This is a genomic window from Nocardia sp. No.11, assembly GCF_038752175.1.
Classification (GTDB): domain Bacteria; phylum Actinomycetota; class Actinomycetes; order Mycobacteriales; family Mycobacteriaceae; genus Nocardia; species Nocardia canadensis.
In genome coordinates, this window is record NZ_JBCGFB010000001.1 from 83,775 (window position 1) to 107,765 (window position 23,991).

General features: G+C 70.9%; 7 protein-coding genes. 4 read left to right on the plus strand and 3 right to left on the minus strand.

Annotated elements, in window-relative coordinates; genetic code table 11:
- The first annotated feature begins 263 nt into the window (after nt 1-263).
- Nucleotides 264-16,463 (plus strand): amino acid adenylation domain-containing protein, encoded by a 16,200-nt coding sequence (locus V8688_RS00430; protein WP_342799871.1) that lies wholly within the window; start codon nt 264-266, stop codon nt 16,461-16,463.
- A gap of 190 nt (nt 16,464-16,653) precedes the next feature.
- On the opposite strand, the gene V8688_RS00435 is transcribed toward V8688_RS00430, so the two are convergent.
- On the minus strand, nt 16,654-17,544 hold the full coding sequence (locus V8688_RS00435) for a ribonuclease Z (protein WP_218720183.1): 891 nt from the start codon (nt 17,542-17,544) through the stop codon (nt 16,654-16,656).
- Between the two features lie 188 nt (nt 17,545-17,732).
- Between V8688_RS00435 and V8688_RS00440 the strand changes: the two genes are divergently transcribed.
- Nucleotides 17,733-19,928 carry a molybdopterin oxidoreductase family protein gene (locus V8688_RS00440; RefSeq protein ID WP_342799872.1) on the plus strand — a complete coding sequence of 732 codons (2,196 nt, stop codon included), beginning with the start codon at nt 17,733-17,735 and terminating at the stop codon, nt 19,926-19,928.
- Between the two features lie 47 nt (nt 19,929-19,975).
- On the opposite strand, the gene V8688_RS00445 is transcribed toward V8688_RS00440, so the two are convergent.
- Both V8688_RS00445 and V8688_RS00450 read right to left on the minus strand, forming a co-directional pair.
- Complete coding sequence (locus V8688_RS00445) at nt 19,976-21,016, minus strand: fused (3R)-hydroxyacyl-ACP dehydratase subunits HadA/HadB (RefSeq protein ID WP_342799873.1); 1,041 nt, start codon at nt 21,014-21,016, stop codon at nt 19,976-19,978.
- Nucleotides 21,017-21,161: 145 nt separating this feature from the next.
- A complete protein-coding gene (locus V8688_RS00450; protein ID WP_342799874.1) occupies nt 21,162-21,635 on the minus strand; it encodes a helix-turn-helix domain-containing protein in 474 nt (157 codons plus the stop codon).
- A gap of 53 nt (nt 21,636-21,688) precedes the next feature.
- Here V8688_RS00450 and V8688_RS00455 point away from each other — a divergent pair, with 53 nt between their 5' ends.
- Both V8688_RS00455 and V8688_RS00460 read left to right on the plus strand, forming a co-directional pair.
- Complete coding sequence (locus V8688_RS00455; RefSeq protein ID WP_342799875.1) at nt 21,689-22,492, plus strand: thioesterase family protein; 804 nt, start codon at nt 21,689-21,691, stop codon at nt 22,490-22,492.
- Between the two features lie 14 nt (nt 22,493-22,506).
- On the plus strand, nt 22,507-23,931 hold the full coding sequence (locus V8688_RS00460) for an MFS transporter (protein ID WP_342799876.1): 1,425 nt from the start codon (nt 22,507-22,509) through the stop codon (nt 23,929-23,931).
- Nucleotides 23,932-23,991: the final 60 nt, after the last annotated feature.

Consider the following 23,991-nt stretch of genomic DNA (forward strand, 5'->3'; position numbering starts at 1 on the left):
GCTCCGTCCGTTGTACAAAAACCGCCGCCGATATTGTGCCATGCGCACAAATTCTGGCTGGGCAAGGTGCTGGACGTGGTTGTCCGGGCCGGGTGTGTGGTCGTGACAGCGTGACGTGTGGTGTCATGGTCGCCGAACGCCCCGATATCGACTCCTTCTTGCTTGTTCGACACTGGTCCGCCGCCCGGTAGGCCCAGAATCCGACAGGGTTCGTGGGTCATCGCAGAGCTGTGGGCCGGACGGATGAAGGATGTTGTACAAGGATGGGTGAGGTTCGTCGCGCGGCGCGAGGTCGAGGCAATCGCAAGGCGAGCACTCCCCTCTTCGCGCAGCTGCTGACGGCGGCGGTCGACACGGCGGGCGAGGCGATCGCCCTGTCCTTCTCCCCCGCCGACGGCGACCGGATCGAACTCACCTACACCCAGCTCGACGAGTCGTCGTCGCGGCTGGCCAGGGAGCTGCTGGATCGCGGGATCGGGCCCGGTGATGTGGTCGCGCTCGGATTCACGCGTTCGATCGAGTCGGTGCTGGCCGTGTGGGCGGTCGCCAAGACCGGCGCGGCCTATGTTCCGGTCGATCCCGGCCTGCCGGCGGAACGGATCGCGTACCTGGTGACGGACTCGGGTGCGGTGCTCGGGCTCACCGCGGCGGCGTACCGGAGCGCCCTGGGCGAGGCGCTCGCGTGGATCGAGGTCGACGCGCCCCGGCACCGGGACCGGATCGCGGCGTGGCCGTCGCATCCGATCTCCTATCTCGATCGGGTGCGTCCGCTCACCGATCAGCATCCGGCCTATGTCATCTACACCTCGGGGTCGACCGGGCGGCCCAAGGGCGTCGTGGTCACGCACACCGGTCTGGGCGCGCTGGTCACGGCCGCGCGGGACCGGTATGGGGTGCACGCGGGCGACCGGGTGCTGCACGTGTGCTCGCCGAACTTCGACGTCTCGGTGCTCGAGCTGCTGGTGGCCTTCCACGCGGGTGCGACATTGGTGGTGTCGCCGCCGACGGTGTTCGGTGGCCCCGAGCTGGCGGCGCTGGTGCGCCGGGAGCGGGTGACCCATCTGTTGATCACGCCTGCCGCGCTCGAGTCGGTCGACGCCGAGGGGCTCGACGAGCTGCGGGTGGTCGTGGTGGCCGGTGACGCGTTCGGCCCGGCGCTGGTCGATCGTTGGGCGGTCGGCGAGCGTGCGTTCTTCAACGGGTACGGCCCGACCGAGGCCACGATTCTCGCCACGGGCAGCGCCGGTCTGCGGCCGGGCGCGCCGATCACGATCGGTTCGGCGTTTCCTGGTGTCGGGGCGGTGGTGTTGGACGCACGGTTGCGGCCGGTTCCGGCGGGTGTGGCCGGTGAGCTGTATCTGTCGGGTCCCGCGCTTGCTCAGAGTTATCTGGGCAGGCCCGGGCTCACCTCGGAGCGGTTCGTCGCCGCGCCGTTCGCGGGGGCCGCGGGTGCGCGGATGTACCGGACCGGTGATCTGGTCCGCCGTACGGCCGAGGGTGACTTCGAGTATCTCGGCCGCTCGGACTTCCAGGTGAAGATCCGGGGTTTCCGCGTCGAGCTCGGAGAGATCGACGCCGCGCTGACGGCTCATCCGGACCTCGAGTACGCGGTGACGATGGGGGTGAAGGCCGACTCGGGGGCGACGGTGCTGGTCTCCTATGTCCTGCCCCGCCGAGGTGTTCCGGTCGACACCGAGCAGGTGAGGCGTTTCGTCGGTACGTCGTTGCCGGGGCACATGGTCCCGTCGGTGCTCATCGTGCTGGACGAGATCCCGCTGACGCCCAACGGCAAATTGGACCGCCGGGCGCTGCCCGCGCCGGTCTTCGGCGCGGCCGGTTCGCGCGCGCCGGAGGGTCCGGTGGAGGTCGCGATCGCCGAGCTGTTCACCCAGGTTCTGGGGGTGCGCGAGATCGGTGCGGAGGATTCGTTCTTCGCCTCGGGTGGAGACAGCATTCTGTCCATCCAGTTGGTCTCGCGGGCGCGGACGGCGGGCATCTCGTTCACTCCGCAGCAGGTGTTCGAGCAGCGGACCGTGGCGGGGCTGGCCCGGGTCGCGGTGGTCGGTGGGGAGTCGGTGCCGACGTTGGCCGAACTTCCCGGTGGTGGTGTGGGGACGATGCCGCTGACGCCGGTGCTGGCGGCCTCGCTGTCGGGCGGCCGGGTGTTCGGCCGTTTCAGCCAGCAGATGGTGTTGGCGCTGCCCGCCGGTATCGATCGGATCGGGTTGGTGGACACCCTGTCCGCGATACTGAATCACCACGACATGCTGCGTGCCTGCGTGCGGGAGGTGGACGGTCGCTGGGAGCTGAACGCGCTGCCGCCGGGCTCGGTGGCGGCGCACCAACTGCTCACCCGGGTCGATGTCGCGGCGGGCCGGACCGAGCGGGAACGCGCCGAGATCGCGAGTGCGGCGCTGGATTCCGCGCTGGCGTCGCTGGACCCAGCGGCATCGCGGATGGTCGCGTTCGTGTGGTTGTGCCGTGAGGACGGTCCGGACGGTCTGATCGTGGCGGCCAACCACGCGGTGATCGACGGGGTGTCCTGGCGCATCCTGTTGTCGGACTTGGTGACCGCCTGGGGACAGTACGCGGCCGGGCAGCGGGTGAGCTTGCCCCCGGTCGGGACGTCGTTTCGCCGGTGGGCGCACGGCCTGACCGAGGCGGCGGCCGGCCGCCGGGACGAACTCGATCATTGGCGGCGGGTGCTGGCGGTGCCGGACCCGTTGCTGGGTACGCGTGCGCTCGACCGCTCGGTCGATACCGCGTCGACCGTGCGGACTTTCACTGTCACGGTGCCCGCCGACGTCACTCGGGCGGTGCTGACCGACCTGCCGACGAGGTATCGTGCGGGCGCCGAGGACGGTCTGCTCGCCGCGCTGGCGCTGGCGGTGCGGACGTGGCGGGCTCGCCGTGGCGTGGATGCCTCGGCGACGCGGATCCGTCTGGAGGGCCACGGTCGTACGGAATCGGCCCTCGCGGGCGCCGATCTGACCCGGACGGTCGGCTGGTTCACCAGCATGTATCCCGTGGCGCTCGAGCTGGGCGGGATCGACACCGAGGCCGCGTGGCGGGGTGGTGCGGCGACGGCGTCGCTGGTGAAGGCGGTCAAGGAGCAGCTGCTCGCGGTGCCGCACAAGGGCATCGGTTTCGGCATGCTCCGGCATCTGGACCTCGAGTCGGGTCCGCTGCTCACGGGTGCGTTGGGCCAGGTGGGATTCAACTATCTGGGTCGGGTGTCCGCCGGCGACGTGCCGGATTCGCTGGCCGATCACGGTTGGCTGCCCACCGATGCGTGGGGTGAGCCTGTCGCCGACCAGGATCCGGCGTTGCCGGCGGCCGCGGTGGTCGATGTCAACGCGCTGGCGGCCGGTTCGGCGGATGGTGTGGTGCTGCGGGCGTCGTTCTCCTATGCCTCGGGGGTCATCGACGAGGCGTCGGTGCGTGCGCTCGCCGAGTGCTGGACCGACGCGTTGGCGCTGCTCGCCGATCATCTTCGTGACCCGGCGGCCGGTGGTCTCTCCCCCGCCGATGTGGCGCTGGTGCGGGTTTCCCAGGACGAATTGGATGCCTGGCATCGCGAGCTGCCCGGGCTCAGCGATGTGGTGCCGTTGGCGCCGTTGCAGCTCGGCTTGCTGTATCTGGCGCAGGTCTCCCCCGACGCGGATCCGTATCTGGTCCAGTTGGCCGTCGAGTTGGCGGGTGCGGTGGATCTCGAGCGACTGCGGCGGGCCGCGCAGGTGGTGCTCGATCGGCACGCCATTCTGCGCACCTCGTTCGGGTCGGCGGCGTCGGGTACGCCGGTCGGTTTCGTGGTCGAGGGTGTGGCGGTGCCGTGGCGGATCGTCGACACCGCGAGCAGCGATCCGCGGGAGTTCCTGGCGGCCGAGGCGCGGGTCGGTTTCGATCTGTCGACGGCGCCGCTGCTGCGGTTCACGGTGTACCGCCGCGGTTCCGGTGATCTGCATCTGGTGCTGACCGCGCATCATCTGCTGGTGGACGGCTGGTCGATGCCGTTGCTGATGCGCGAACTGCTGGTTTCCTACGGCACCGACGGCGGCCCGTCGCTGTTGCCGCGGGTGCGGGGTTATCGGGACTATCTCGCGTGGTTGGCCGGCCGGGATCGTTCGGCGGCGCTGGACGATTGGCGCGTGGCGCTGTCCGGGCACGAGCCGACCCTGCTCACGGCGGCTGTCGCACCGCCCGCGGATGCGGTGGCAGGTTACGGGATGTGCGCGCTCGACTTGTCGGCGACCGAGGCGGAGGCTTTGTCGGCGGCCGCCGCGGCGCACGAGGTCACCCTGAACACCCTGTTCCAGGCGGCGTGGGGGGTGGTGCTGGCCGGTGTCGTCGGCCGGGCCGATGTCGTGTTCGGTGCGGTGGTGTCGGGGCGGCCGCCGCAGCTGGACGGGGTCGACGCCATGGTGGGTCTTTTCGCGAACACCATTCCGGTGCGGGTGCGGCTCGACGCTGCCGCGTCGCTGCGCGCGGTGTTGTCGCGGGTGCAGTCCGAGCAGGTCGCGCTGCTCGACGGGCATTACCTGGGGCTGGCCGATATCCAGCGGGCCGCCGGCGCGGGCGAGTTGTTCGACACGCTGATGGCCTACGAGTCGTATCCGGTGGATACCGAGGGGATGCGGCGCGCGCATGGTTCCCTCGACGGTCTCGAGATCGTCGATGTCGAGGCGGCCAATGCGACGCACTATCCGGTGGCGGTCGGGGTCGAGGTGGGCGACGGTATCCGGGTCGGCCTGCAGTACCGGCTCGAGGTGGTCGGCGCCGATATCGCCGAAGCGCTGACGCACCGGCTGCGTGTGGTTCTCGACGCGCTCCGCGATACGCCGGATCGCCCGGTGGGTGCGGTGCTCGCGGAGCTCTCCCGGCACGATGATCCGGTGGCCCGATTCGCCTATTGGCGTGCGGTACTCGCCGATCTGCCCGCGGAGCTGAACCTTCCGGCGGATCGTCTCCGGTCCGCCGGGCCGGTGGCTATCGACGATCACGTGCGGTTCGAGATCCCGGCTGATTTGTTCGGGCGGATGCGGGAAGTCGCGCAGGCGCGGCGGACTTCGGTGCGCACGGTTGTCCATGTCGCGTACGCGGTGTTGCTGGCGCGGCTGTCCGGCAGTGCGGACATCGCGATGGACGTGTTCGCCCCGCGGGATCCGGCGGTGCTGCTGCGACTATCGGTGCCTGGCGGCCGGACCGTCGACGCGCTGCTGTCCGATGCGGCCGCGCTGGCGCGGCAGGCCTGCGTGTTTCCGGAATTGTCGGCGGCGGAGTCGGCGGCCCTGGGTGTCGCCGAACGTTCGGCTGCGCGGATCGCGCTGCTGACGGGCCCGCGAGCGGACGTCACCGGGTTCGACCTGGCGCTGACCGTCCCCACCGAATCGGCGGAGCCGGTCCGCGCCGAATTCGGTTTCACCAGTGCCCTGTTCGACCGGGAAACCGTCTCGGTGTTCGCCGAACGACTCGTCCGGTTGCTGACCGCGATCGTCGAACATCCGCAGTCCGCGATCGGTGACCTGCCCCTTCTCGACGCGGCTGAGCAGCTCACGGAGCGTCCGGCCGAGCTCGACGCTCCCCCGGTGCTGTTGCCGGATCTCGTCTCCCGTGGTGTCGCGCTCGGTCCCGATCGAGTGGCGATCCGGTACCGGGGTCGCTCGGTCACCTATGGCGAACTCGACGCGCGGATTTCCCGGGTGGCGCGTGCCCTGATCGCGCGGGGCGTGGGACCCGAAGTGGCTGTCGCGGTGGCCTTCCCACGGTCGGTGGAGATGGTCGTCGCCGCCTTGTCGATCGCGAAGGCGGGCGGGCTGTTCGTGCCGCTGGACCCGGACCAGCCCGCGCCGCGTCTCGCTCACGTGGTCGCCGATGCGGGGGCCGCCCTGGGTCTCACCGCGCCGGAGTATCTCGATCGGGTGCCGGTGGGTGTGGATTGGCTGACTCTCGACGAGGTGGCGGGGTCGGCTGCCGCGACGCCGGTCACGGATGCGGATCGGCGTGCGCCGGTGCGGGCGGAGCATCCCGCGTATGTCATCTACACCTCCGGGTCGACCGGCGTCCCCAAGGGCGTCACCGTGACCCATGCGGGCCTGAGTCTGCTGGTCGAGGAGGCGGTCCGCCGCTACGGCCTCACCGGGGACCACCGGTTCCTGCACATCTGCGCGCCGTGGTTCGATCCGTCGGTCCTGGAATGGCTGTGTGCCTTCACGACGGGGGCGACGCTGGTCGTCGCGCCGTCGGAGATCCTCGGCGGTGTCGAGCTGAGCGATCTGCTGGCCGCCGAAGCCGTCACCCACGCCATCATCACTCCCGCTGTGCTCGGCACTCTCGATCCCGGGGGTCTGGACGCGCTGGAGCTGTTGTCGGTCGGCGGTGATGTGACGACACCGGAGCTGCTGGCGAGATGGCAGCCGGGTCGCCGCTATCTCAACGGGTACGGTCCCACCGAGACCACGATCATCTCGGCCTACGCCGAACTCACCGCGGGCCGCCCGGTCACGATCGGTGCGCCGGTGCCCGGCACGTACGCGATGGTCCTGGACGCGCGGTTGCATCCGGTGCCGGCGGGGGTCACCGGTGAGCTCTATCTGGCCGGTCGCGGGGTGGCGCGCGGCTACCGTAATCAGCCGGGTACGACCTCGACCCGGTTCGTCCCCGATCCTTGGGGTGCCCCGGGTGCGCGGATGTATCGCACCGGCGACCTCGTGCGCGTGCGCGATGCGCAACTGCACTATGTGGGTCGTGCGGACACCCAGCTGAAGGTGCGCGGGTTCCGGATCGAGCCGGGCGAGGTCGACGCGGTGCTCACCGGTCGCGCCGAGGTCGAGGTGGTGGTGACCGTGGGCCGGTCGGCGGCATCGGGGTCGACTGTCCTGGTCAGCTATGTCGTTGCCGCGCAGGGCCGGATCGCCGATCCGGCGGCGCTCTCCGAGTACGCCGCGCAACGCTTGCCGTCGTATCTGGTGCCCTCGGCGATCGTCGTGCTCGACGCGCTGCCGCTGACCTCCAACGGCAAACTCGATCGTGCCGCGCTCCCGGAGCCGGTGGCCGCGTCGGCGGTCGTCCGGGCGCCGTCGACGCCGAGGGAGACCGTGCTGGCTGGGTTGTTCGCCCGGGTGCTCGGGGTCGAGTCGGTGGGGGTCGACGATTCGTTCTTCGCCGTCGGTGGCGACAGCATTCTGTCGATCCAGCTGGTCTCGCTGGCCCGTGCGGCGGGCATCGTGTTCACGACCAGGCAGGTGTTCGAACACCGCACCGTGGCGAAGCTGGCCGCGGTCGCCGCTGTCGACAGTCCTGCCGTGACTCTGGCCGAACTGCCCGGTGGCGGGGTCGGCGAGGTCGCGCTGACGCCGGTGCTGGCCGAGTTCCTGGCCACCGGCTCGAGTGATCGCTTCGCGCAGACGATGGTTCTGGCGCTGCCGGACGGTATCGATCGCGCCGGTCTGGTCGCGACTGTGTCCGCGGTGCTGCGCCGTCACGACATGCTGCGTTCGCGGTTGCGTCACGATGGCCTGCGGTGGCGGTTCGAGGTTTTGGCTCCCGAGTCGGTGTCGGCGGACGCGCTGGTCTGCGAGGTCGACGCGGCGGCTGCCGACGGCGAGGAGCTGACCCGGATCGGTAGTGCCGCCATGGATTCGGCGCTGTCGGCGCTCGACCCGGGTTACGGCCGGATGATCGCGTTCACCTGGGTGCGCCGGAGCGAGGCCAGGGACCTGCTCGTGGTGGCGGCTCACCACTACGCGATCGACGGTGTGTCGTGGCGGATCCTGCTGCCCGATCTGGTCGTCGCGTGGGCGCAGTACGACGCCGGGCAGGAGATCGTTCTGCCGCCGGTCGGTACCTCGTTCCGCCGGTGGGCCCACGGGCTGGTCGCTGCCGACCGCACCGGCGAGCTCGACTACTGGCGGCAGCTGCTGTCCACCCCGGATCCGCTGCTGGGGACGCGGGCCATCGACAGTGCGGTCGACACCGAGGCGACGATGCGGTCGATCACGGTGCAGGTTCCGGCCGTGGTCACCGAGCCGCTGCTCACCACGCTGCCCGCGCAGTACCGGGCCGGCGCCGACCACGCTCTGCTCGCGGCGCTCGCGCTGGCTGTGCGCGCATGGCGGGCGCGTCGTGGCGTGGACGCCGACACCCTGCGGATCAGGCTGGAGGGACACGGGCGTGCTGAAGACGTCGTCCCCGGCGCGGATCTGACCCGGACCGTCGGCTGGTTCACCAGCGTCCACCCGGTCGTGCTCGACCTGTCCGCGGTTCCGGGGCGCGTCGACGACGCCGCGCTCGCGACGGCGGTGCGGTCGGTGAAGGAACAGCTACTGGCGGTGCCGGACAACGGCATCGGGTTCGGGGTGCTGCGCCTGGACCCGGCGCATCAGCTCACCGGCGGCCTTGGCCAGGTCGGCTTCAACTATCTGGGCCGTGCGACGACCGGTAACGACCCCGCCGCGGACGCGGCCTGGCTGCCCGCCGCCGATCTCGGCGACATCGATGTCGACTTCGACCCCGCGCTGCCGGCGCACACCGTCGTGGACATCAACGTGATCGCCGTGCCCACCGACGCCGGTCTCCAGCTGCGCGCCGATTTCCGTTACGCCACCGGCATTCTCGATGCTGACGAGGTGCTGGAGCTGGCCGACGAGTGGCGCGGGCAGCTGGCCGCGCTCGCCGAGCACACCCGGCATCCGGACGCGGGCGGTCTGACTCCGTCCGATGTCGCGTTGGTGCGGGTGTCGCAGGCGGATCTGGACTTGTGGCGCCGCACCCACCCCGGGCTGACGGAGGTGTTGCCGCTGTCCCCGCTGCAGCAGTCGCTGCTGGCACTGGGTGAACTCCTGGACGACTCGGTGCACGCCTATGTCATCCAGCTCGTCGCCGAACTTTCCGGCGATCTCGACACCGAGCGGCTGCGCCGGGCGGCCGCCACCGTGCTGGACCGGCACGCGAACCTGCGCTCGGCGTTCGTCACCGCCGCGGACGGCACGCCGGTGCAGGTGGTGGCCGACGCGATCGAGGCGCCGTTGCGGGTCGTCGGCGATGTCGACGACGCCGACCTGTCCGCGCTGCTGGCCGCCGATCAGGAGGCCGGTTTCGATCCGGCGGTCGCGCCGCTGCTGCGATTCACCGTCTACACCAGCGGTTCCGGACGCAGCCATCTCGTGCTGACGGGTCATCACATCCTGCTCGACGGCTGGTCGATGCCGCTGTTGATGAAGGAGCTGCTGGTCCTGTACGCCACGCACGGTGACGCGGCGCCCCTGCCGCCGGTGCGCCCCTACCGTGACTATCTGCGCTGGCTGAGCCGGCAGGATCGCGGGGTCGCCGAGCACGCGTGGTCGACGGTGCTGGCCGGGGTGGAGCCGAGCATGCTGGCACCGGAGCTGACGTGGCCGCCGGCCACCGGCACCGGATTCGGCCTGTGCGAGTTCGACATCGATGCCGACCGCACCGCCGAGCTGGCAGCGTTCGCCGCCCGCACCGAGGTCACCGCGAACACCGTCTTCCAGGCGGCGTGGGGTCTGGTCGTCGCGGGGACCAGCGGGCGCGACGACATCGTCTTCGGCGCCACGGTCTCCGGCCGTCCGCCGCAACTGGACGGTGTCGGCGACATGATCGGTTTGTTCGTCGACGCGGTGCCGGTGCGGGTCCGGCTCGACCCGACCGGCACCGTCACCGATCTCGTGCGTGCGGTGCAGGCCGAGCAGGCCTCGGTGCTCGATCACCATCATCTCGGTCTCGGTGCGATCCAGCGGGTAGCCGGGCGCGGTGAATTGTTCGACACGATGCTGGCCTTCGAGTCCTACCCGGTCGACGCCGAAGGGCTCCAGCAGGCGGGCGGTGCGCTCGACAACCTGCGAATCGATGGTCTGCGCGGGGCCGACTACACGCACTATCCGCTCACCATCCTGGTGTTCCTGGGGGCGCGCACCCAGGTGCAGATCAAGTACCGGCGTGATCTCGTCGCCGAGGCCACCGCGCAGGCGGTGACCGACCGGCTGCGCACCGCCCTGACCGCCGTGATCACCGCCGGCGCGGACACCACGGCGGGCGCGATCGCGCAGCGGCTCGCGACCGCACCCGGCGATCCGATCGCGCGTGCCCGCTTCTGGCGGGAGACCCTGGCCGATCCGCCCGGTCGGCTCACGCTGCCCACGGCGACTCGCGAGAGCGGGGGCGGGCGGGGACAGACCCGGCTGCCGATTCCGGCCGCGGTGCAGCAGGAACTGCGTGCGCTCGCCGATGCGGCCGGAGTCGGCTGGTCGGCGCTGATCCGCAGCGCTGTCGCCGTGCTGCTGGCTCGGCTGACCGGGACCGACGACATCGTCCTCGCCGCGCCCGAGCAGACCATGGTGGTCCGCACCCGGGTCGACCTCGGCCAGCCCTTCCTCGCGCTGCTGGCCCGGGCCCAGCGCAGTGAGGCCCAGGCGCTCGCGCACGCGGGAGTTCCGTCGGCGGACCTGGCCGCCTTGGTCGGTGCCGATCACCTGGACCAGGTGACGCTGGGGTTCGACGGTCCCGGAGCCGGTGAACTGGCCCTGGCCGTGGTCGAGCACGACGCGGGTTCGATCATCGAAATGTCTTTCGCACGAACAGTGTTCGACGACGACGAAGCGCTCGCGTTCGGCCGGCGCCTGGTGCGGATCCTGACCGCGCTCGCCCAGCGACCGGGCACACCGGTCGGCGACCTGCCCCTGTCGGATCGCGACGAGGACGTCTTCCTGACCCGGATCGGCGAGGGCGGCACACCCTCGACCGCCGCGACCCTGCCGCACCTGCTGGTGCGCGGCACCGACTACGGCCAGCACCGGATCGCGGTGCGCGACAACGGCCGCGGCCACACCTACGGTGACCTGGACGCCGACTCCTCACGCCTGGCCCGGCTGTTGATCGCCGACGGCGTCGGACCGGAAACCGTGGTCGCCTCGGCGATCCCGCGCGGTTACCAGTCGATCCTGGCGTTCTGGGCGATCGCGAAGGCCGGTGGCGTGTATCTGCCGGTCGACCCGAACTACCCCGCGGACCGGGTCCGGCACATGCTCGACGATTCCGGCGCCACGAGGGGCGTCACCGTCGCCGGTCACGCCGCGGCACTCGGCGAGTCGGCGCGCTGGCTGGTGCTCGACGATCCCGCCGTGCGCGCCCGCATCGCCACCCACCCCGCCACCGCGGTGCGGGACCGGGACCGGACGGCTCCGCTGCGGCGCGACCACGCCGCCTACGTGATCTACACCTCCGGCTCCACCGGGCGGCCCAAGGGTGTCACCGTCACCCACGCGGGCCTCGGCGCGCTGATCGCGCACTCGGCCACCATTATGGGCCTGCGGCACGACCACCGGATGCTGCACGTCTGCTCGCCCAGCTTCGACCAGTCGATCGAGGAGATCGGCACCGCTTTCCATCGCGGCGCCACCCTGGTGATCGCGCCCCCGGGCACCGTCGGCGGTGTCGAACTCGACGAGCTGCTGCGCCGGGAACGCGTGACCCACACGATCATCACCCCCGCCCTGCTGGGCACCCTCGACCCGGCCGGGCTGCCCGAGCTGAGCTGTGTCTCGGCGGGCGGTGAGGCGACCACCGCCGAGCTGCTGACCGCCTGGCAGCGCGGGCGCCGCTTCCTCAACGGCTACGGACCGACCGAGGCCACGATCGGCGCGACCTACGCGCGGTTGCGCGCCGGTGACCGGGTCACGATCGGCCGTCCGGTGCCGGGGTTGCGCGCGATGGTGCTCGACCAGCGGTTGCATCCGGTGCCCGTCGGTGTCACCGGTGAGCTGTATCTGGCCGGTCCGGCCTTGGCCCGCGGCTATCACCGGCGTGGTGCCGTGACCGCCGACCGGTTCGTCGCCTGCCCGTGGGGTGCGCCGGGCGAACGCATGTACCGCACCGGCGATCTCGTGCGCTGGGTGCGTGGCGCGGAGGCCGCCGACGAGCTGGAGTACCTGGGCCGCACCGATTTCCAGGTCAAGATCCGGGGCTTCCGGATCGAGCTGGGCGAGATCGACGCCGTGCTGGCCCGGCATCCGCAGGTCACCTTCGCGGTCACCGTCGGCGCGCAGAATCCGGCGGGCGAGACGACGGTGGTGTCGTATGTGACCGGCCGTGACATCGATCCCGGTGCGGTGGCGCGGTGGTCGTCGTCGATGCTGCCCGCGCACATGGTTCCGGCGGCCGTGATGGTGCTGGACGAGATCCCGTTGACCTCCGCCGGCAAACTCGACCGGCAGGCGTTGCCCGCGCCCGTCTTCACGGCCCGCCCCTACCGGCGGCCGGCGAACGGCCTCGAACGTACCGTCGCCGGGGTGTTCGCGGAGGTGCTGGGCATCGAACAGGTCGGCGCCGACGACAACTTCTTCGAGCGTGGCGGCAACTCGCTGCTGGCGACCCGGCTGTCCGCCCGGTTGAGCGCGGCCGTGGCGGTCCGGGTCCCGGTGCGGGTGCTGTTCGCGGCACCGACGGTCGCCGAGTGCGCCGCGGAGGTCTCCCGGCTGACCCGGGCGGGCCGCCGTCCCGCGCTGCGCGCCCAGGCTCGGCCCGAGCGGCTCCCGCTCTCGCCCGCCCAGCAGCGCATGTGGTTCCTCAACCGTTTCGATACCCGGACCTCCGCTTACACGATTCCGGTGGTGTTGCGCTTGGGCGGTGCGCTCGATGTCGCGGCCTTGCGGGCGGCGTTCGGTGATGTGGTGGCCCGGCACGAGATCCTGCGCACCGTGTATCCGGTCGTGGATCACGCGCCGGTGCAGGTTGTCCTGCCCGTCGGCCATCCGGATCTGCCCCGGTTGGCTGTGCGCTCCACCGCCGAGGTGGAACCCGCTGTGCTGCAACTGGTGTCGACGGTCTTCGACGTCACCGCGGAGGTGCCGCTGCGGGCGACGCTGTTCGAGGCCGGACCCGAGGACTTCGTGCTGGCCATGGCGATCCACCACATCGCCGGTGACGGCTTCTCCGGTGGCCCGCTCACCCGCGACCTGGTGACCGCCTACGGCGCCCGCGTCGACGGGCGTGCCCCGACGTGGACTCCGCTGGCCGTGCAGTACGCCGACTACGCGGTGTGGCAGCAGACGCTGTTGGGCGAGGACACCGATCCGACCTCGGTGGGCGCCGAACAGATCGCCTATTGGCGCCGGGCGCTGGCCGATTTGCCCGACCAGCTCGACCTGCCCCGCGACCGTCCCCGCCCGGCGGTGCAGTCCTATGCCGGTGGCCGGGTGCCGTTCACCGTGGACGCCGCCACCCATGCCGCGCTCACCGAATTGGCCCGCACGCAAGGCGCGACGCTGTTCATGGCCGTGCACACCGCGCTGGCCGTCCTGCTCGCGGGACTGTCGGGCACCACCGACATCGCCATCGGCACCCCGGTCGCCGGACGTGGCGAGGCCGAGCTGGACGATCTGATCGGCATGTTCGTCAACACGTTGGTGTTCCGCACCGAGGTCGACGGCGACGAGAGTTTCGCCGAACTGCTCGCCCGCCAGCGCGAGATCGACCTGCAGGCGTTCGCGCACAGCGACGTCCCGTTCGAGCGGCTCGTGGAAGTGCTCAATCCGGTCCGCTCCACGGCTCGGCATCCGCTGTTCCAGGTGGGCCTGTCGTTCCAGAACCTCGCCGAAGTACGGATGGACCTGCCCGGCATCAGCGTGTCCTCGGTGGAGACCGACCGCGAGCTCTCGCAGTTCGACCTGCATTTCATTCTGGCCGATCGCTACACCGGCGACGGCGCGGCCGCCGGGATCGGCGGTTACTGCACTTTCGCCACCGATCTGTTCGACGCCGTGACAGTGCGCGGATTCCTGGAGCGCTTCACCCGGATCATCGCCGCGGTGGTCGCCGCGCCCGGCGCACCGCTGCACACGATCGATCTGCTCGCTCCGGCGGAGCGGACCCGCATTGTCGAACGGTGGAATCGCACCGCGCGTCAGACCGATCCGGCCGCGACCCTGGTGTCGCTGCTGGACGAGACCGTGGCCGCGGACCCGCATGCGGTGGCGCTCGTGGCCGAGGACCGACGGTGGACCTTCGCCGAGCTCGACGCCCGGGTGAACCGGCTGGCCCGGTATCTCGTCGCCGCGGGGGTCGGCCCGGAGACCCGGGTGGCGCTGGCCATGCGGCGCTCGGTCGAGCTGGTGATCGCGATGTACGCGGTCGCCACCGCGGGTGGCGCCTATGTGCCGATCGATCCCGATCAGCCGCTCGCGCGTACCGAGTACATCCTGGACACGGCGCTGCCGATGCTGGTGCTCACCGACACCGACACCGGGTTCGCGGCAGCCGGGATCCGGGTCGTGCGGGTCGACCAGCTCGAGCTGTCGGCGCTGAGTGCCGCCCCGCTCACCGATCGCGACCGGCGCGCTCCGCTGCGGGCGGCCAATACCGCCTATGTGATCTTCACGTCGGGCTCGACGGGGCGTCCGAAGGGTGTGGTGGTCTCGCACGCGGCCGTGGTCAACCAGTTGCGGTGGAAGGCCGAGAGATTCGGCCTCACCGCCGAGGACGTCGTGCTGTTGAAGACGGCGGCGACCTTCGACCTGTCGGTGTGGGAGTTCTGGTCGACGGCGGTCTCGGGCGGTCGCCTGGTCATCGCCGCACCCGACGGTCACCGCGATCCGGCCTACCTCGCCGAGCTGATGCGCCGCGAGGCTGTCACCACCTTGCACGCGGTGCCGTCGATGCTCGACGCGCTGCCCGCCGATGGGCTGCCCGCCTCGCTGCGCCGGGTCCTGGCGATCGGCGAGACGCTGCCCGTGGCGTTGGCCCGTCGAGTCGAATCCGCGGCACCGCAGGCCACGCTGTTCAACGTGTACGGACCGACCGAGGCGGCGGTCTCGATCACCAGCCACCAGGTCCGCGCCGCGGACACCGCGACGGTCCCGATCGGCAAGCCGGTGTGGAACAGTCAGGTCTACGTGCTCGATGCCCGTCTGCGGCCGGTGCCGGTCGGTGTGCCGGGTGAGCTGTATCTGGCCGGCGCCCAGCTGGCAGGCGGCTACCTCGGCAGGCCCGACCTGACCGCCGAACGCTTCGTGGCGAATCCCTTCCACGCCGGCACCCGGTTGTATCGCACCGGTGACCTGGCGGCGTGGAATGCCGACGGGGCCTTGGAGTATCGCGGGCGCACCGATTTCCAGCTGAAGATCCGCGGCTTCCGCATCGAGCTGGAGGAGATCGACGCGGTGCTCGCCGCGCACGCCGATGTCGGCTACGCGGTCACGATGGGCCGGGAGAACCAGACCGGCGCGACGGTGCTGGTGTCGTATGTGGTCGCCGCGCCGGATCGGATGGTCGTCGTCGAGGATCTGCGCGAGTGGGCGTCGCGGTCGCTGCCCTCGCACATGGTGCCCGCCACGATCATGGTCATCGACGAGGTGCCGCTCACCTCGGTCGGCAAACTCGACCGCGCCGCGCTGCCCGCACCCGAAGTCGCGACCCGCGCCTACCGTGCCCCCGGCACCGCGATCGAGCAGACGGTGTGCGAGATCTTCGCCGATGTCCTGCGGTTGGACCGGGTCGGCATGGACGACCACTTCTTCGAACTGGGTGGCACCTCCCTCAGTGCTACCCGTCTGGCGACCCAACTCGGTGCCGCGGTGGCCGCGACCATCCCGGTGACGTGGCTGTTCACCACCCCGACGCCCGCGGGGATCCTCGCCGCGCTGCGTGCCGACGGAGCCGACAGCACCGGCGCCGACGCGGCGTTCGATGTCTTGTTGCCGTTGCGGACCGTCGGCACCCGCGAGCCGCTGTTCTGCGTGCACCCGATCAGCGGTGTCGCCTGGTCGTTCGGTGGGCTCGCCGCGCACCTGCATCCCGACCGGCCGATCTACGGTCTGCAGTCGCCGGCGCTGAGCTCGGCCGAGCCGCTGCCGGATTCGATCGAGGAATGGGCGCTGCTCTATCTCAAGCAGATTCGACAGATCCAAGCCGAAGGGCCCTACCACCTGCTCGGCTGGTCACTGGGCGGAGTGCTCGCGCACGCCATGGCGGTGCAACTGCAGGAAGACGGTGAGGAGGTCGCGCTGTTGGGCATGCTGGACAGCACGCTCAGCGCCGCGTCGCAGGCTACGGCGAGCCCGGTCACGGCGGCCGATCTGCTCGGCGGGTTCGCCGGTGACCTCGCTGCCGACGGCACCTTCGACGAGGTGGCCGACGCGCAGGGTCTGGCCGAGGTCCTCGGCCGGCTGGCCGCACCGCTGGCATCGCTGGACTCCGCCCGGATCGAGCGCGTCGTCGACGCGGCGATCGCTTCGGCGGCACTCGACGCGGCCTACCGGCCACGCCGATTCGACGGTGCCATCACCTATTTCACCGCCGCCCAGGACGATCCGACCGGCTCCACCGGCGCCGCGTCCTGGACCGAGGCCGCCAGCCGCCCGGTGCGCAACCATCTCGTGGACGCGACGCACTGGCGGATGACCGAGAGCCGCGCGCTCGAGTCGATCGCCAAGGTGTTGCGGGAGTGGCTGTGACGATCACGAACCCATCAGTGGCGCTGATGGGGTGATAGGCACGGGCCTACTACCCGCCGAGCCGACGCCCGATTCTTCACCGAACCGCTGTCCGGGCGGGACGCACCGCTGGGGGAGCCCGGTGGTGCGACCGCGCTCGGGCCGTTGGGCGTGGACACGCCGTTCGTGCGGGACTACCAGCGGTAACGGTTCAGCGAGCCGGCCGCCGGGCCGGCAACGGGATCCGGTCCAGATCGTGCGCGAGTACGGCCTCGGGGAAATCGGCCTGCGCGAGGAACAGCGGGTCGTCGCCTTCGCCGTAGCGTTCCGAGAAGTGGGTCAGGACCAGGGTTCGCACCCCACACGACCGGGCCACCTCACCCGCCTGCCGCGCGGTGAGGTGGCCGCGTTCCCGGGCCTGGTCGGTCTCGGAGTCCAGGAACGTGGACTCGATGATGAGCATGTCCACGCCCTCGGCCAGCGCGTAGACGTTGTCGCACAGGCGGGTATCCATCACGAACGCCACCTTCTGGCCCGGCCTGGGCACCGTGCACTCCTCGAGCAGCGGCCCGGACAGTTCCCGGACCGCCGCACCGGAAATCCCGTGCGCGCGTAGACGTTCGGGCAGAAACGTCCGGCTGTCGGGCTCGGCGAGTCGATAGCCGTAGGTGGTGATGCTGTGGTCGAGTGGCAGCGCGGTGAGGGTGAAACCGTCGCCCTGCAGCGTTGCACCGGGCCCGCTGAGCGGATGTTCCACCAGATGCGGCTCGTCGTAGTAGCTCGTCGCGTACTTCAGCCGCTCCCAGTAGTCGGCGCCGTCGGCGGGAAACACCGCGTGCACGTCATGCGGGACGCCGTCCCGCCCCAACCGCTGCACGATGCCGGGCACCCCGAGGCAGTGATCGCCGTGGAAGTGGGTAACGCACAGCCAGCGCAGTTCCGTCGCCGACGCACCCGCCTGCGACATCTGCCGCTGCGTACCCTCACCGGGATCGAACAGCACGCCCCGGCCGTCCCAGCGCAGGAGATACCCGTTGTGGTTACGACGTCGCGTCGGCACAGCCCCCGCCGTCCCGAGCACGACCAGTTCGCGTGTCGACATCGACCTATCCTCGCGGGCGCGGCCAACCGTGTCGAGCAGGCGGATCGAGCACCGTGATTCGAGTCGAACGCACGAGGCCGACGCCCACCCACCTGTGACCACTCGGAAATTTCCGCCCGTAGACGGATCTGCGGGGGCTGCGGCCGGGTTAGCGTGGATCGAGCGGTTCGGCGAAAGGCGGGGAAGCTGTGAACAGCAAGACCATCGCGAGGCAGTGCACACTGTGCGAGGCACACTGCGGAATTCTGGTGACGGTGCGAGACGAGCAGGTCACGCGGATCGAGGGCAATCCCGACGACGTACTGTCGAAGGGCTACATCTGTCCCAAGGCGACCGCCATGGGCGGCCTGCACCACGATCCCGACCGATTGCGCACCCCCGTCCGGCGCGTCGGCGGCACCTTCGAACCGATCGGCTGGGACGAGGCGTTCCGCGAGATCGGACAGCGCTTGCGGGCGGTGCGCGCGGCCCACGGTCCCAGCGCGATCGGGATGTACATGGGTAATCCCGCCGCCCACAGCTCCTCGGTGATCTACGGCATCGCGTTGCGGACCGCGCTGGCGACCCGCAACTTCTTCTCCGCGTCCTCCATCGACCAGTTCCCGCAGGAATTCGTCGCCTGGCGGATGTTCGGCGCCAATGTGCTGATGCCGATCGCCGATATCGACCGCACCGACCGGCTGGTGGTGCTCGGTGCCAACCCGGCGGTGTCCAACGGGTCGATCACCACCATGCCCGGCGCGAAGCTGCGCATCCGGGATGTGCGCAAACGCGGCGGCACCGTCGTGGTCATCGATCCGCGGCGCACCGAGACCGCCCGGCTGGCCGACGAGCACGTCGCGGTGCGGCCCGGCGGCGACCTCTACCTGCTGCTGGGGATGCTGCACGTGCTGGTCACCGAGGGGCTGTGTGACGAGCGGGTGGTCCGCGCGCAGTGCGCGGGCTGGGACCAGCTCACCGACCTGGTCGCGGACACGACCCCGGACCGGATGGCACCGCACGCGGGCGTCGACGCCGACACCATCCGGCGCCTGGCCCGCGACCACGCCGCGGCACCCTCGGCGGTGCTGTACGCGCGCATCGGTGTCTGCTTGCAGACCACCGGCGCGCTGACCCATTGGCTGGTGAACACGATCAACGCCGTCACCGGCAATCTCGATCGCGCGGGCGGGCAGATGTTCGCGACCCCGCCGGTCGACGTCGCCCGCTACGGCAAATACCTGCCGATGGGCTACGGCGCGTGGACCGACCGCTCCGGCACCCGGAAATCCTTCCGCGGCGAGCTGCCGGTGTCGGTGCTGGCCGAGGACATCCTCGCCGACGGCCCGGACCGGATCCGGGCGATGATCACCTACGCGGGCAACCCGGTGCTGTCCACACCCCAGGGCGGCCGCCTCGACGAGGCCCTGGACTCACTGGACTTCTATGTCGCCGTCGACATGTACATCACCGAGACCACCCGCCACGCCGACATCATCCTGCCGCCGGTCTCGCCGCTGGAACGCGAGGATCTCAACCTGCTGTTCCCGGTGTTCAGTGTCCGCAACAACGCGCGCTTCGACGCCCACGTGTTCGAGCCGCCCGCCGACGGACTCGAGGACTGGCAGATCCTGGCCCGCCTGCTCGCCGAGGTGGTGCCGCTGCCCGCACGGTGGGTCACCGGCCGCGCGCTCACCGCCGTGCTCGAACAGCTCAGCCCACTGCGATTGAGCGCCGCCGCCATCGCCACCGGACCGCACGGCATCCTGCGCAAGGGCCGGAAGGGATTGACGGTCAACAGGATTCGTGCCGCCGCAGGCGGTGTCGATCTGGGGCCGTTGGTGCCGCGCTTGCGCGAGCTGATCGGAACCGAGGACCGCAAAGTGCACCTGACGCCGCCGGATTTCCTCGCCGCGCTCCGCACCGTCCTCGACGAGACCGTCACCGCGGCGACCGACGGCTACGACCTGCAACTGATCGGCCGACGCCACCTGCGCAGCAACAACTCCTGGCTGCACAACATCCCGTCCATGATGAAGGGCCGCGACCGGTGCACCGTGTTGGTCCACCCCGACGACGCCACCGCCCGTGGTCTGCGCGACGGTGATCCGGCGCGCGTCGAGTCGCCGGTCGGGACGATCGTCGTGCCCGTGGAGGTCAGTGACGACATCCGCCCCGGCGTGGTCGCCATCCCGCACGGCTGGGGCCATCAGGAACCCGGCGTCGGCTGGCAGGTGGCCGCCGCGCAGCCGGGCGTCAACGTCAATCTGCTGCACGATCCGTCCCGCGCCGACCCGCTGACCGGGACCGCGGCGGTCAACAACACCTGGGTGCGGGTCGGCCCGGTCGTGGTCGAGCAGGACGTGGCCGACCCCGCGGACGCCCGGATCGGCGTGTCCGGCTGATGCGCCCGTCGTGGTGAACCCGGCCGTCCGGGTTCACCACGATCGGATCAGCGGACGCGCAGGGTGGTGGTGGCCAGGCCGAAGATCTTGCGGCCACCGGACTTGGCGACGATCGCGATCACCGCGGTCTTGGTGTCGGCGTCGAGCGACTTCACCCGCCCGGTGAACTCCACCCCGCCGCCGCTCTGGAAGTCGACGATGGTGTAGTTCGACAGCCGCACGCCGTAACGGGTCACCGCGCCCGGATCGCCGGACCAGGTCGAGACGAAACCGGCGCCCAGACCCATGGTGAGCATGCCGTGTGCGATCACGTTGGGCAGGCCGGCGAGGCGGGCGATGCTCTCGTCCCAGTGGATCGGGTTGTTGTCGCCGGAGACGCCCGCGTAGTTGACGAGGTCACCGCGCGAGAGGTGCGCGTCGCGCAGCGGCAGCTCGGCACCGACGGTGAGTTCCTCGAACGCCAGTGTCGTGCTGGGGACGCGGGCCGCGCCGGCGACCGAGAGCCGGAGCTCGCCTTCCGGGCGCAGGGTGGTCTCGACCGGCTCCTGGGCCGAGGCGTCGCTGTTGCCGAACACCTTGACGCCGTGGACCATCACGTTCTCCACCGCGCTGGTGATCTCGGGATCGACGCCCTCGCCGGTGATGCCGACGACCGTGGTGTGCATGATGTGCACCGTCTCGCCGGATTCGTCGGCGAAGGTGTTGGTGACGGTGATCAGGTCCTTGCCCGCGATCCGGCGCACCGACGACAGTTCGACGTCGACGACCAGCCGGTCACCGGCGACGATCGGCTTGTGCTGTTCGAAGACCTGCTCGGTCTGCACGAACATGTCGTAGCCGACGACGACCGACTCGAACAGCGGCCGGTTGGCGGCCATGGCCGGGATGGAGACGAAGGTCAGCGGCGCGACCAGGCCCGGATAGCCTAGCGCGAGCGCCGCGTCCTCGTCCCAGTGCGCGGGGTGGAAATCCTGTACCGCGCGGGCATATTCGCGGATCTTCTCGCGGCCGACCTCGTAGACGTCGTCGACCCGGTAGTAATGCCCAACCTTCGACGCGATATCAGGGGCATCGACCACGGAAGTCACTTTTCGATCACCTTCGTTCGGGGAACGGACACCCGGCAGGCTAGCGGACTCCTCGCCACACCGCGCACACCTTGGCACACTTCACAGTGGCGTCGCCCGGTACGCACGCGCTCCGCGGGCCGCGGCCGAACCCGCCCCGGCGTGGTCAGCGCGTCGGCAGCAGCGACACCGGACCGGCTCCGGGCCCGTCGACCGGCGTCAGATCCCGGCCGATCACCCGCTCGCCGCAGTGCGAGCACACCGGTTCGACGGTGGCGACGTGACCGCAGGCGCGATGCACGGCCACGACCGGCGCGCCGTCGGGCGCGGCCCATTCGTCGCCCCACTGCCGCATCGCGGTGACGACCTGCCACAGCGAGCGCCCCTTGGGGGTGAGCAGGTAGTCGTAGCGGACCGGGTTGTCCTGATAGGGCTCCTTGGTCATGATCCCGTGTTCGACCAGGCCGTCGAGGCGTTGGGTGAGCACGTTGCGGGCGATACCGAGCCGGTCGCGGAACTCGTCGAAACGAGTCACCCCGAACAGGGCGTCACGCACGATCAGCAGCGTCCACCACTCCCCGACCACCTCCAGGCATTGGGCCAGGGAGCAGTTCATGTCCTCGAAACTGGTGCGGCGCATACCCCGAGTCTAGTGGGTTGCGTCATAGAACTCACCCATCTACCGTAAGTTTCATGATGAAACTCACTGGGCGGTTGGGTGCGGAATTCGCCCTCACCGCCGCCGAATCGGGGCGTTGGCACGCCGTCGTCGACGATTCCTGGCGGGGCTGGACCGGCCCGCACGGTGGCGCGCTCGCCGGACTGCTGATCGAGACCGCCCAGCGCGCGAGCACCCGCGACCAGCCCGTGCGCGCCGCCGAGATCCGCTTCCTCGGCAGGCCCGCGACCGGCGCGTTCACCCTGCGCACGACCGAGCACGTCGTCGGGCGCAGCACGACGATCCTCGACGTGGTCGCCGAGCAGAACGGCGTGGCCGTCGCCGCGGCCTCGATCACCCTCGGCGCGGCGAGCACGACCGCGATCGCCGCCCACTCCGCCCGGCCCGCACCCACCGTCGCGGCCCCGCAGGAGTGCGCGCTGTTCCAGTTGCCGCCGCAGATCGTCCCGGTCGGTGCGCATTTCGTCATCCGGCCCGCCGCGGGCCCGCTACCGCTCAGCGGCGCCGACGAGGCGATGATGTGCGCCTGGATCGCGCTCGATCCCGCCCTGCCGCTGGACGCGCCGAGCCTGGCCGTGCTCGCCGACGCGCTCCCGCCCGGACTGTTCCCACTGCTCACCGCCCCGGTGGCGGTGCCCACCGTCACCCTGTCGCTGCAACTGCACACCGACACCGCCCGCCGCGCCGAGGCTCCCGTACTGGTGGGTGCCGCCGCGGTCAGCGCCGGCGACGGCTGGACGGTCGACGACACCGACATCTGGGACCGCGACGGAGTCCTGCTCGCCACCGCCCGCCAAACCCGCCGCGTCCTCGGCTGATCGAGAGCTTCCGCATGAATTCCGTTGCCACCGCGCGCCCCACCGATCCCCGGGTGGTGCTCGCCGTCGTCTCCACCGGCGTCCTGCTGTCGAGCCTGGACCTGTTCATCGTCAATGTCGCCCTGCCCGCCATGGCCACCGATTTCGGCGCCGGGCTCACCGGGCTGTCCTGGGTGCTCAACCTCTACGCGATCGTCTTCGCCGCGCTGCTCGTGCCCGCAGGCCGCCTCGGCGACCGCAACGGCAATCGCGCGACCTTCCTGATCGGCCTCGCGGTCTTCGTCGCGGGTTCGGCGCTGTGCGCGGTGGCCTGGGATGTGGGCTCGCTCGTCGGGTTCCGCGTCGTCCAGGCCGTCGGGTGCGCGCTGCTGACACCGTCTTCGCTGGCCCTGGTGCTGGCCGCGACACCACCCGAGCGGCGCGCGGGCGCGGTGCGGTTGTGGGTCGCGTTCGGTGGTCTCGGTGCCGCGCTGGGGCCGGTGATCGGTGGGTTGCTCGTCGAACTCGATTGGCGCTGGGTGTTTCTGGTGAACGTGCCGATCGGGCTGGCCGCCCTGGCGGTCGGTGCGCGCACGCTGCCGCGCCCGGCCGCCGAGCGCGGCCCGCTGCCCGATCTGCTGGGCGCGGTGACGCTGATCGGCGCCGTCGGGTCGTTCATCCTGGCCGTGGTGCAGGGCCCGGAGTGGGGGTGGACGTCGACGGGAGTGCTGGCCGCGTTCGCGGTGGCGGCCGTCCTCGGTGGGGTATTCGCCGTGTCCTCGGCGCGGCACCACAGTCCGGTGGTGGACCCGGCACTGCTGCACGCTCCGAATTTCACGCTGGCGAGCGCCAATTCACTCGTGTTCCAGATCGCGTTCGCGGGCATGTTGCTGTCGGTGACACTGTGGGCGCAGAACGTGTGGGGCTGGTCGGCACTGCGGACCGGGCTCGCGATCGCGCCGGGGCCGCTGCTCGTCCCGTTCGTCGCGATCGCGGCGGGCCGGATCATCGGCCGCGTCGGTGCGGGCCCGGTGATCGCCGCCGGCGGGCTGGCCTTCGGCGGCGGACTGCTGTGGTGGGCGCGGGCAGCCGAGCTGACACCGGACTACCCGTCCGGACTGCTCGGCGGAATGCTGCTGACCGGCCTGGGCGTCGGCCTCACCCTGCCCACCGCCTTCGCCGCGGGCGCGGGAACCCTCGCCCCGCATCGCTTCGCGACGGGGTCGGCCGTCCTGAGCATGTCCCGCCAGCTCGGCCTCGCGGTCGGCGTCGCCCTCCTGGTCGCCTTGCTCGGCTCCCCCGAGACACCCGCCGCCACACTCGACGCCTTCCACCGCGCCTGGTACGTGACCGCGGCAGTCGCGGTCCTGGCCGGCCTGATCGGCCTCGGCATCCGCCCCACCACGAACCCGACCGAGACCAAGCAGGACACCGAGCTGGAACCGGCACCGCACGGATAGGCGGACCGGCTCCCGGTCGAGGTCGAACCGAGAACGGGGTCGCGGCTCCGCGCAGCGGCG